General features: G+C 71.5%; 7 protein-coding genes. 4 read left to right on the top strand and 3 right to left on the bottom strand.

Translation table 11 applies throughout. The features are described from left to right. Positions 1-4 precede the first annotated feature (4 nt). Positions 5-3,565, top strand: a complete 3,561-nt coding sequence (locus J4573_RS27875; protein WP_208258816.1) for a hypothetical protein — start codon at positions 5-7, stop codon at positions 3,563-3,565. Here J4573_RS27875 and J4573_RS27880 read toward each other — a convergent pair. Next, entirely contained in the window at positions 3,520-3,810 is a 291-nt protein-coding gene (locus J4573_RS27880) for an acyl carrier protein (protein ID WP_208258817.1), read from the bottom strand. The two genes, J4573_RS27875 and J4573_RS27880, sit on opposite strands and share 46 nt — an antisense overlap. A gap of 190 nt (positions 3,811-4,000) precedes the next feature. Between J4573_RS27880 and J4573_RS27885 the strand changes: the two genes are divergently transcribed. The 3 genes from J4573_RS27885 to J4573_RS27895 are packed head-to-tail and all read left to right on the top strand — an operon-like array spanning position 4,001 to position 8,657. Then, entirely contained in the window at positions 4,001-5,761 is a 1,761-nt protein-coding gene (locus J4573_RS27885) for a 1-acyl-sn-glycerol-3-phosphate acyltransferase (protein ID WP_208258818.1), read from the top strand. After that, positions 5,758-7,269 carry an HAD-IB family hydrolase gene (locus J4573_RS27890; protein ID WP_208258819.1) on the top strand — a complete coding sequence of 504 codons (1,512 nt, stop codon included), beginning with the start codon at positions 5,758-5,760 and terminating at the stop codon, positions 7,267-7,269. The genes J4573_RS27885 and J4573_RS27890 overlap by 4 nt, the downstream gene beginning before the upstream one ends. Next, the gene (locus tag J4573_RS27895; RefSeq protein WP_208258820.1) at positions 7,266-8,657 is read left to right on the top strand and encodes a wax ester/triacylglycerol synthase domain-containing protein; all 1,392 of its coding nucleotides are present in this window, start codon (positions 7,266-7,268) and stop codon (positions 8,655-8,657) included. The genes J4573_RS27890 and J4573_RS27895 overlap by 4 nt, the downstream gene beginning before the upstream one ends. A gap of 88 nt (positions 8,658-8,745) precedes the next feature. On the opposite strand, the gene J4573_RS27900 is transcribed toward J4573_RS27895, so the two are convergent. Both J4573_RS27900 and J4573_RS27905 read right to left on the bottom strand, forming a co-directional pair. Next, entirely contained in the window at positions 8,746-10,797 is a 2,052-nt protein-coding gene (locus J4573_RS27900; RefSeq protein ID WP_208258821.1) for a YhgE/Pip domain-containing protein, read from the bottom strand. Positions 10,798-10,826: 29 nt separating this feature from the next. After that, positions 10,827-11,537, bottom strand: coding sequence for an ATP-binding cassette domain-containing protein (locus J4573_RS27905; RefSeq protein ID WP_208258822.1), 711 nt, complete (start codon positions 11,535-11,537; stop codon positions 10,827-10,829). Positions 11,538-11,871 lie beyond the last annotated feature (334 nt).

Consider the following 11,871-nt stretch of genomic DNA (forward strand, 5'->3'; position numbering starts at 1 on the left):
TTCCATGACGTCCGTCGCGATCGTCGCCGTCGGCACCTGCGGCCCGGGCTGGAGTCGAACACAGGAATTGGTCGAAAGGCTTCTGCGAGGAACCGAACCGCCGCCCCCGCGCCCGCACGACACCGGCCGGGCGCTCGCGGCGGCCGTGCGAGAGGCGTCGGGAGGATGGACGCGCCGCTCCACCCGATCGTTCGGCCAAGCCCTTCGATCGCTTCGCGAACGTACCGCCGACGAGGTGCTCGTCGCGGACGCCGATCCCGGCAGCGGCGCCGCCGTCGCGCTGCTGCTGCGGCGAGAACGCGACGCACGCACGGCCGGTGACGAGATCATCGCCGTTCTCGATGGCGGGCCGCGCGAACCGGAGCTCTTCCCTGTGCTGGTCGCCGCTCTGGGGTTGCGCCATCGGGCGGACTTCCGGAACGGCGCGCCCGCGACTCCCATGCTCGGTGAGCGGCGGACCGAGGCCTGCGGCGTCACCCTGAGCGCGGGCCGTCCGGTGTCCTGGCTGGGCTCACGTCCGCCGCGACTCCATGTCTACTCGGGCGCGGACCGGCGCGCGGTGATGGCCGCCGTACGCCATGGCCGGCGTTCCTCAGCAGGACCGGCACGCCTGGCCGTCGTCGCCCAAAGCCGCGAGCAACTCAGGCGCAAGCGGGGCGAGGCGCTTCGCTGGCTCGGCGGTGACGGCTCGCGTCCCCCTGGCGTGGCCTACCGGGACCGGCCCGTGGAGGGCGAGATCGCCTTCGTCTACTCGAACGGAGCGGCCGGCTATCAGGGCATGGGCCGCGACCTGATGCTCGCGTTCCCCGGGCTGATGGACGGGGTGCGGCGCGACAACGGCCCTCTCGAGCAGTACATGAGCTGGGTGTTCGCGGAGTCTCCCGGGCCCGCGGGCCTGGCCATCGGCCAGATCATCGCCGCCGGTGCCCTCGCGGTCCTGCACAGCCGGATCGCACAGGACGTCCTCGGCATCCAGCCGAACGCGTCCCTGGGCTACTCCTCGGGAGAGTGCACTGCACCCGTCGCCCTCAGCATCTGGGCCGACTGCGCCACCGTCGCCGACGAGGCGCGCCGCAGCGATCTGCTGGTGCGCGAGATCGCCGGGGAGCACCGGCTGACCCGCCGGGTCTGGCGGGACCTGGGCCTTCAGGACGGCGGCTGGGCCAACCATCTGGTGGTGGGGCCGACCGACCGGATACGGGAGGCGGTCGAGGCGGAGACAGGCGCCTTCCTCACGGTGGTCAACTCGCCCAGGTCGAGCATCATCGGCGGGCACGAATCGGCGTGCGCGCGGGTGCTGGAACGCTTGGGCCGTTCCGTCCAAGCGCTGCCGCTGGAGTACGACATCGCGGTGCACGCGCCGGTGTTCGAGGCGGCCAAGGAGCCCTGGCGTGTCCTGCACAGCCATGCGCTGAACGGAGGCCACGTCGGCAAGCGCCTCTACTCCGGAGTGCGGCGCGCGGCCTATCAGCCGTCGCGCGAAGGGATGGCCGAGGCTCTCTCGGAGCTGGTGACCGGGACGGTCGACTTCGCCGGGACCGTCGAGCAGGCGTGGCGGGACGGGGTCCGGGTCTTCATCGAGCAGGGGCCGCGCGGTCTGTGTTCCGGCTGGATCTCGCAGACGCTCGGCGAACGTGAGCACCTCGCGGTCCCGTTCGACGATGGCGGCTCGGACTCGCTCGGCGCCTACCTACAGGCGGTCGCCGAACTCGCCGCGGCCGGAGTGGTGACGTCCCAGGGTCTGCTGCTCGAACCCGCCCCTGCGGGCCGCCGCCACGACCTCGCCTCAGTCCAGCGGGAGTTCCTGACACAGCAGTCGGCCGTACAGCAGCGCTTCCTCGCGTCCAGATCACCCCGCCACGCGCGTATCGAGCCTGCTCAGGACAGCCCGCCAGTACGAACGACGACATCGGGGGAGGCTTACGACACCGCCGCGATCCAGGCCTTCGCCGAGGGCCGCCTTGCCGACTGCTTCGGTCCGGCCTGGCGGATAGCCGACGCGCATCTGCGAACGCCTCGCCTGGCGCCGGAGCATCTGACCCTGCGAGGAGAGGTAGTGGCCTTCGACCCGGACAGCGGCTACCTCCGCATGGAACTGGCCATGGCTCCAGGGCCGGACTCGCTCATGCTTGAGGCGGGCTTGCAGGCCATGGCCTTCTACTTGACCGCGATGGGCTTCACCATCGCCAGGGACGGCTGGCGCTTCGAGCCGACTCCAGGCGCTCCCGGCAACCTACGCCGGGGAAGGCCGCCGGAGCCTCAGCCGAGCAAGACGACCGTCGAGATCCTCGTTCAAGAGGTGTCCGACGATCCCGAACCGGCCGTATACGGCGACATCCGCTGCTCCGCAGGCGGACACCAGGTCTTCGGCGCCGACGGGATCGGACTGCGGCTCGTACCGGATCGGCCGCTGCGCCAGTGGATCGAGCTGGGCGCCATCACGATCGACGACGAACCCCGAACCGTCGCGGCGACCGAAGCGGGACCGACCGGCAAACTGTCGATGCTCAACTGCGCGTGGGGGAGCCTCGCGGACGCGTTCGGCCCGGCCTACTCGATATTCGACGAATCGCGGCGGGGCGTTCGGCTGCCGGGCCCGCCGTACCTCTTCATGGACGCGGTGACCAAGGTGTCCGGCGGCCAGGCGGCCCGCGAGATCGGCACCACCGCCGAGTCGGTCTTCGTGCTTCGCCCAGACGCCTGGTTCTGGAGCGACAGCGGGACTCCGGTGATGCCGTTCGCCGCGCTGATGGAGACCGTACTGCAGCCCTGCGGATGGCTCGCGTCGTACGCCGGCTACCCGCTGGAGGACCGGGAGATGCTGATCCGCAACCTCGGCGGCACGGCCAGGGTCCTGCGCGAGGTCACCCCCGACAGCGGTGAGCTCTACACGACCGGGGAGCTGATGAAGGCGACGAAGGCGGGCGGCGCGATCCTGCTCGACTTCGCCGTCGAATGCCGGGACGCCGCCGACCGGCCGGTGCTCACGGCGGACGCCGCGTTCGGCTTCTTCACCCCCGACGCCCTCGACCGCCAGCAGGGGCTGCCCACCGGGCCCGAAGACCGGGCCCGCATCGCGACACCGGGAAACCGGTGCGTCGCCCCCACCCTCGGCTCCAGACTCCAGATGATCGACCGCATCACCGGCTACTGGCCGGACGGCGGTGCGGCCGGGCTCGGGCGGCTGCGCGCCGAGAAGGACGTCGATCCCCGCGAGTGGTTCTTCAAGAGCCACTTCTTCGAGGACCCGGTCCAGCCCGGCTCGCTGGGCATTGAGGCGATGATCCAGCTGCTCCGCCACTCCATGCTGGAGCGCGGCCTCGCCGACGGCGTCAACAGTTGTGGTGAGCGCTTCGAGGCCGTACGGACCGGTCACGAGATCACCTGGACCTATCGCGGCCAGGTCCTGCCGACGTCCGGGCTCGTCACGATCGACCTCGAGGTGACCGAGCTCGGCGCCGACGACAGCGGTCCCTTCGCTGTGGCCGACGCCTGGCTGTGGGTCGATGGGGTGCGCGTCTACGAAGTGCGCGCGCTCGGCACGCGAATCGTCGCCGCGGGCTGAGCGGCGAGCTTTCGCTCAAGAAGCGCGGCCATCCCGCCGAGGGTGTCCTCCATGGTGATGTCCTCGTCGGCGACCTCGATTCCCAGTTCCTCTTCGAGAATGGCGCCGAGCTCGGTCATGGCGATCGAGTCCATGTCGAGGTCGGCGAAGGTCGTCTGCGCGGTGACGCTGGTGACGGGCAGGTCCAGGTCCGCGCCGAGCACGGCGATCATCACGTCGAGGACGGCGGGGGTCGATTCCTTCACGGTCGCTCCTTGGTGTTCGTGGCGCGATTTCTCGTGCCATTTTCGCAAGTCACGGGCCGTCTCGACACGAGGGCGATTGGTCCAGTGCAGAGGTACCAGTGTGCGGTTTTCACGGCCCGGGGATTTCTTTGGGGACGTGCTCAATAGAAGAAATGAGAACCCTCCTGTGCTGTTCCCAAGGAGTGATGGCGTGAAAGGCCGGGACAGTGCCGGGGACCTGGACCGGCGCCGGATCTCGAACCGGGTGCTCGGCCTGCCCTCCGTACGGGCCGACACGACCACCCTGGCGAGGCGGGCGGGCATCACCGAGACGGCCGCGCGGGCGAGGCTGGGAAGGCAGCTGCGCGGCCTGGTGGCCACGCGGCGCGCCTGGGCCGCGAGCGCGCTGTCCCTGCTCCTGGGCCCGCTGCACCGGTCGGTCTGGCGGCTGCGGATCGACGAGGCCGGTCTCGAACGGCTCCGGGCGCTCGGCACCCGGCATCCGCTGGTCTTCCTGCCGGCGCACCGTTCCTACACCGACTCGCCGCTGCTGGCCGCCGCGCTGCGCATCGCCGGGGTGGCCGAACCGTTCAGGCTCGCGGGCGACAACCTGTCGTTCTGGCCGATCGGATGGCTCGCGCGGCGCAGCGGCACGATCTACATCCGGCGTGACTTCGGCCAGGACCGCAGCTACCAGCTCGCCGTCCGCTCCTACCTCGCCCAGCTGCTCCGGCAGGGGACGAGCCTGGAGTGGTACGCGGAGGCGGGCCGTAGCAGGACCGGGCGGCTGCGCAGGCCGCGCCACGGGCTCCTGCGGCAGCTCGTCCAGGCGTTCAGCGAGTCGGGGATCGACGACCTGTACGTCGTGCCCGTCTCCATCACCTACGAGATCCTCCCGGAGGCCGTTCTGCTGGCCGAGGAGGACTGCGGCGGGCACAAACGGCCCGAGGGACTGGCCTGGCTCATGGCGTACCGCCGCACCAACCAGACGGCCCGCGGGACCGTCGCCAGAGTGACGTTCGGCGAGCCGTTCTCCCTGCGGGAGCAGGCCGAAGCGGTCAGCGACCAGAACGGCTGGGGGCTGGTCAGGTCGGTCGCGGGCGAGCTGGGCGTCAGGCTGAACGAGGCGACCCCGGTCACCCCCGAGTCGCTGCTGGCGTTGCTGCTCAGCGGCGGCGACCACGGGCCGCGTACCGTCGCGCAGATCTGTGCGGCCCTGGAGCCGGTGCTGAACTTCGTCGGTCTCCGCGGGATACCGCTGACCGACCGCAGCAGGCTCACCGGAACGCGTGAGGTGCGGGCCGTGCTCGACCGGCTCGTCGGTGCGGGCGTCCTGACCTCCACCACGATCGGCTCTCCGGAACGGCGTTACGTGATCGAGCCGGAGCAGCATCACCTCGCCACGTTCTACGCGCAGTCGGGGGCCCACTGGTTCGTCATGCGCGCCATCGCCGAACTCGCGACCATCCTCGCCCCGACCCCAGACGAGATCACCGCGAGCGGCCGGCGCCTGCGCACGCTCCTGGAACGCGCCTACGTGTTCCCCGGCCCCGACAGGTTCGACAGCGACCTCGCCCGTGAGGTCGACGATCTGACCCATCCCGCCGGACGGCACTTCGTGATCGCGCACCGCGTGCTCGGCCCCGCGCTGGAGGCGGTGCTGCGCGTCGCCGAACGCCTTGAACGCACCGGGCCGGAGCGCAAACCCGACCGCCGCGCCCTGACGCAGGCGCTGCCGACCGCCCAGGACGGCGAACCCCGCAGGTGGCCCGCGTCCGCCTCGCGTGACCTCGTCCATGCGGCCCTGGCCGTCGCGGCGGGCGAAGGGCTGCTGGAGACCGGTCCCGGCGCGCAGCGGGCACGGGCCGCGTTCGCCGCCGAACTCGCACGGCATGTGTCGTTGCTCGCCGACGTCGGCGTGCTCGGCGCGAGCCCCGCCCGCATGCCGATCCCCGAGGAGGAACGACGATGACCACCGCCGGTCTGGACGCGCGGATCGAGGCGATACTGAACGGTCCTGCCGGGCCCCGGGTCGGGGCCTTCTTCGATTTCGACGGCACGGTGGTGGACGGCTTCTCGGTCACCTCGTTCCTGATGCCGATGGTGCGGGCGCGGATCCAGCGGATGGACTTCGACCCGGCCGCCGTACTGCGGAGGGCGCTGCGGGAGGGCCCGCAGGCGATGCGGCTGGTGGCGAGCACGGGCATGCACGGCGAGCCCGACGACGCCGCCGTGCGGTCGGTGTACGAGGTGGCGCTCGGCGCCCTCGCTGGCCGCCAGGAGGACGAGGTCGTCCAGCTCGGCGAGCATGTCTTCGCCACGAGCTTGTGCGGCCGGCTTCGTTCGGAGGCCTGGGCGCTGATCGAGGCGCACCGGATGATGGAGCACACCCTCGTGCTGGTCTCCTCGGCCACGCGCTACCAGACGGGCCCCATGGCCAGGGAGCTGGGCATCGAGCACGCCCTGTGCACCGAACTGGAGATTTCTGAGGGCGTGCTGACCGGAGACCTGCAGGGGCCCTTGCTGCGGGGGGAGGCCAAGGCCGACGCGGTCACGGCGTTCGCCTCGGCCCATGAAGTGGATCTGACGGTCAGTCACGCCTACGCGGACGCGTTCGACGATGTGCCTCTGCTGGAGAGCATCGGGAAACCCTGCGCGGTCCACCCGACCCCGCGCCTCGCGCAGATGGCCCTGTGGCGCCAATGGCCGGTCATCGGCTCGACCCCGCAGCGTTCACAGGGTCTGCGAACGCTGGCGCGATCGGCCGCGGCGTACGGCGGCATGGTGACGGGCGGAAGCGCGGGGGTGGGGATCGGGTTGCTGAACACCGACCGGCGGCAGGTGGGCGAGCAGGCCATGAACATGGGCGCCGACGCCTTCCTCAGCATCGCGGGCATCAAGTTGCGCGTCGAAGGCCGCGAGAACCTCTGGTCGTCCAGGCCCGCCGTGTTCATGACCAACCATCAGAGCGCGCTCGACCTGGCCATCATGATCAGGCTCGTGCAGGAGCACTACTCCGGGATGGCCAAGGCGTCGCTCGGGAAGGTCCCCGGGCTCGGGCACCTCCTGCGGTGCATCGACACCACCTTCGTGGACAGGGGCGCCGTCGACGATGCCGACGCGCTCTGCCGCAGTGCGGTGGAACAGCTGAACAGGGGCATCTCGATCTGGATCACACCGGAGGGCACACGGTCGCGGACGCCGATGCCGGGGCCGTTCAAGAAGGGCGCCTTCCACATCGCGCGCAAGGCCGGAGTGCCGGTCGTCCCGATCGTCATCCGCAACGCCGGTCAGCTGATGTCCAAGGCCGCGAAGACCGCCAGGTCGGGCGAGATCGACATCGCCGTCCTGCCGCCCATCGAGGTGTGCCGCTGGTCGGACGACGAGCTGGACGCCAGGATCGGCGAGGTCCGCGGCCTGTTCGTCGACCGGCTCAGGAACTGGGACCGGAGCGCGATGGTCCCGGGGGAGCTGCGGTGAGGCCCGCCGACCACTTCGGAGTCGGCGCCTGGAACCTGCCCCGCCGCCTGAACACTCTGGACACGCTGATGTGGCGGTGCGAGGCCGACCCGGTGTTGCGGGCCCCGCTCGTACTGCTGGCCCTGCTGGACGACACGCCCGACTGGGATCGCTTCGTCGCCGGTCACGAGTGGGCCACGCGGATGATCCCCCGCCTGCGCGACCGGCCCCGTACGTTTCCGCTGCTGCCCGCGGCGCCCGTCTGGACGTCCGTTCCGGACTTCGACGTGGCCGATCACGTGCGCAGGGCGGCGCTGCCGGGTGACGCGGGGCGCCGGGAACTGCTCGACCTCGTGCAGTCGATGGCGACCGCCCCGTGGCGGCCCGGCCGACCTTTGTGGGAGAGCGTTCTGGTGGAGGGGCTGCGGTGGGACGGCAAGCCTTGCCCCGCCGCGTGGATTCTGCGGTTCCACCACAGCATGGCCGACGGGCAGACCGCCGCGTTCTGGCTGTCCACGTTGCTGAACAGGCAGCGTGAGCCGAGGACGGGCAAGCCGGACCCGCCGCCGCCTCCACCACCCGTCTCGGACCTTCTGGCGCTGCTCGAACCGCCACCCGAGCTCGACCTGCTGCGCCGAGGCCTGATCGAGGGCAAGGCGGCGCTGGACTCGGCCGAGCCCGCGAGCGCCTCGCTGCTCAAGGTCGTGCGGGGAGCCGTCGAGCTGACCCCGACGCCCGTGGGCACGCCGTCGCCGCTGCTCAGCGGCCGAGGCCTGTCGCGGCGGCTGGACCTGATGGACGTGCCGCTGGACGGCCTGCGTGCCGCCGCGCGTGAGGAAGGCGCCTCGGTCAACGACGCGTTCCTCACCGGCATGCTCGTCGGCTTCCGCCGCTACCACGAGCGGCGCGGATCGACGCCGGACACGCTGTCGATCGCGATGCCGCTGCCGCGCAAGAAGACCTCCCCGCGTGTCGGGAACGGCTTCGGCGTGGTCCGGCTGCCCGCGCCGATGGCCGTGCCGAAGGAAGGGACGCATCTGGCCGCCGTACGCGACCGGCTGGCCGAGGTGACGTCGGCGTACACACCGGCCGCGCTGGAGGTGGCCTCGACGGTGGTGAACGCGCTGCCGACGCCGCTCACGCTCGAGGCGATGCGTCGCCTCGGGCGCAGCTATGACGTTCAGCTGAGCCATGTGGCGGGGATCCACCGCCGCTTCTACGTCTCGGGCGCCGCCATCGAGGGCGTCTACTGCTTCGGCCCGGCGCCCGGATGCGCCGCCATGGCGGTCATGGTCTCCGGCCGCGGCGGCGCCACCCTGGGACTGACCACCGACCCCGCCGCCGTCACCGACGGACCGGCGTTCATGGAGTGCCTGGAGGAAGGCTTCGCCGAGGTCGTCGGCGGCTGAGCATCTCGGGAGTGCCTGAAGGAGGGCGGTGCCTGCGCGGCACCGCCCTCCTTCAGGCGGGTCTACGGGGTCTGGCGCGTCTGCGAGGTCACAGCTTGATCGGCGGGTGGAGCCGCTTCATGTTCCAGGTGCGGCTGCTGCGCGCCGCCAGCGTGGTGAGCGTGAGTGCGCCGGCCAGGAAGAACGCCAGGACGACGACGCCGGTCCAGACCGAGCTCTGGTCGCCGCCGCTGATCAGGTGCCGTACGCCGTTCACGACCCACGACATCGGCAGCAGCGGATGCAGGAACTGGAAGAACTTCGGGCTGGACTCGATCGGATAGGTGCCCGCCGCCGAGGTGAGCTGCAGCACGAGGAACACCAGGGCGAGGACCTTGCCGATCGAGCCCAGCTTGGCGTTCAGCCACTGCACGAGCGCGGTGTACGTCGCGACCGCCAGAGCCAGATAGGCGATCAGGCCGGGCCAGGACCGCACCTGCATCCCGAGGCTGGCGTTGAGCACGAGCAGAACGACGATCATCTGGGCCACGGCGAGCCCGAACGCGGGCAGCCAGCTCGCCATCGCGACGCGCCAGGGCGGCGCGTTCGTGGTGAGGGCCCGCGGGTTGAGCGGCCGCAGCAGCATGAAGATGACCATCGAGCCGATCCACAGCGCCAGCGACACGAAGAACGGCGCCAGGCCGGTCCCGTAGTTGGGCGCCGCGTTCTGCCGGATCGTGGACAGCTGCACCGGGCTGCTCATCACCTCGGTGCGCTGCGCCCGTTCGGCCGGACTGTAACCGGGGACCTGCTCGGCTCCGGAGGCGAGACCGTCACTGAGCTTCCGGCCGCCGTCGGTCAGCTTGCCGAGTCCGCCGTGCAGCCTGCCCGCGCCGTCGTCGAGCCGGGTGAGTCCGTCGCTGAGCTTGCCGGCGCCGTCGTGGGCCTTGGCGGTCCCGTCGTGGAGGCGGGCAGCGCCCGTGGCGAGCGCGTGCGCGCCCGCGGCCAGCCGGTGCGCGCCGTCGTCGAGGCGGGCGACGGCCTGGCGGGCCTGGTCGATCCGGTCGGCGAGGTACGGTGCCTGGGCGGCGAACTTGCGGGCCAGCTCGGCGATGGCGCGAGCCTTGGCAGCCAGCCCGGCCAGCGTAGGCAGCCGCTCGGAGTCACCCTGCGCCCCGTCGCGCTCGTCGCTCGTGCTGAGGCCCAGCGCGGCGGCACGGCCGGCGGGAAGCGTCGTACGGTCCGCGCCCGGCAGAAGCCCCGCCACGTCGGCGACCAGATCAGCCGCGGACGCGATGGTCAATGCGGCGGCCTGCAGTTGCTTCCAGTGTTCGCGGAGCAGCGGCACGACGTTGCCCGCGACCTTGCCGACGGTGGTGTTGAGCTGCCGGGTGCCGTCGGCGAGCTTGCCGCCGCCGTCCGCGAGCCGGCCGCTGCCCGCGGCGAGCTGCGCGGCTCCCTGGTCGAGACGTCCGAGACCCTCATGGAGCTTGGCGCCGCCGTCGCGTGCCTTGCCGATCCCGTCGTGCAGTTGGCCGCTGCCGTCCTCGGCCTTGCGCGCGCCCGCCGAGAGCTGCGCGGCGCCGTCGGCCGCCTTGCCGAGCTTGGTGTGCAACTGGCTGAACGAGACGAACATCTTGTCCAGGTAGCCGCGCACCGCGCCGCTCGCGGCGACGGCCCGCACCTCGCGGAACACCGACTCGCCGATCTGGCTGGCGACGAAGTTGTTGCTGTCGTCCAGCCGCAGCATCAGCGGCGCCGACTCCGGCGGCCCGGCCTGGGAGGGCGAGGCGAGGCGGGCGCTGAAGTCGAGGGGAATCGTGAGGGACATGTAGTAGTGCCCGGCCGCGATCCCGGACGCCGCCGCGCCGGCGTCGACCGTGTGCCACTGGAACGTTCCGCGTTCCTGGAGCTTGTGCACCAGGTCGGCTCCGGCGTCGAGGGTCGTCCCGTTCGCACTGACCGGGTGGTCCTCGTTCACCAGGGCCACCGGCACGCGGTTCAGCCGCCCGTACGGGTCCCACTGCGACCACAGGTAGAGGCCCGCGTACAGCAGCGGTACGAAGACCAGGCCGATCACCGCGATGCGGCCCAGCTTGTGGCGGGTGATCTGCCGGATTTCCAGCACGCTCAGCGAGAGCGCGGGGATGCCGAGCCGCATCGGCTCACTTCCTTCCCGAAGACGAGCGCTCAGCCGGCGGCCGGAAGCCGTACGAGATCGGCCAGATCAGTGGCCGGATCGGGATCGACGCATGTGGCGATCACCGTGACCCCCGAGTCGGCCACCTCCCGCAGCCGCTCCCAGACCACCCGCTGCCGCGCGGGCGGCAGCCGAGCGCCCACGTCATCGACGGCGAGCAGCGAGGGCTCGCCCATCAGCGCGAGCGCGATACCGAGGAGCTGCTGATCGACGGCGTCGAGCTCCGAGACGTGCCGATCCAAAGGCAGCTCCAGCCCGACCCGTTCCAGCGCGATCCCCATGGCTTCGCCGCGCCGCGACCGCCGCACCCATGAGACGCCCGCGTGCAGGTGGAGGAACTCGTTCAGCTGCTGCCGTACGGTCAGCGCCGGCTCCGGCGGGTTGAGGCCCTCCGGGGAGCTGATCGCGGAGATCCGCTGAACCGCGTGCGCCTGGCGCGGGAGCCGGTGGTCACCCACCCGCGCCTCACCTCCGGTCGGCTTCATACGACCGGTCAGCGTGAGCAGCAGGCAGGTCCGCCCGGACCCCGCCGGTCCCGCCAGCGCGGTCAGGCGACCCGGAGCCGCAACGAGACTCACATCGCGATAGACCCAGCCGAGCGAGCCGCGCAGCGTGAGCCCGTCCGCCTCGACGGCGACGCCTGAGGGCTCGGGACTGGTTCGAGCAGGGAGCAGATCCTGGGATTCGATGAGGGGGGTCATGACAGTCGCCTCCTGAGGGCGAAGAATCCACAGCAGCCCGACACCCCGCAGGCGAGCCCGCCGAGCGCCGCCGCGAGCGCGACCGCACCCGTGCCGGGCTCCCCGGCCGGATCCGAACCCGCGACCAGCCGCGTGACCGGCGGAGCAGACGGGGCCTGAGGCCGTGCGACATCCGGCAACGGCGGCAGAACCCGCGCCGGCTTCGGCGGCGCCTTCGGCTCGGGCGGAATCTCGATCGGCTCGGGCCGCGCCGGCAGCCCGAACGGCTGAGCGACGACCCGCGGCCGGTGATGCCGATGCCTGCGCGGTCTCGGCTTGGGCTTGTGCGCGTAAT

The organism is Actinomadura barringtoniae (assembly GCF_017573505.1).
Taxonomy (GTDB): Bacteria; Actinomycetota; Actinomycetes; order Streptosporangiales; family Streptosporangiaceae; genus Spirillospora; species Spirillospora barringtoniae.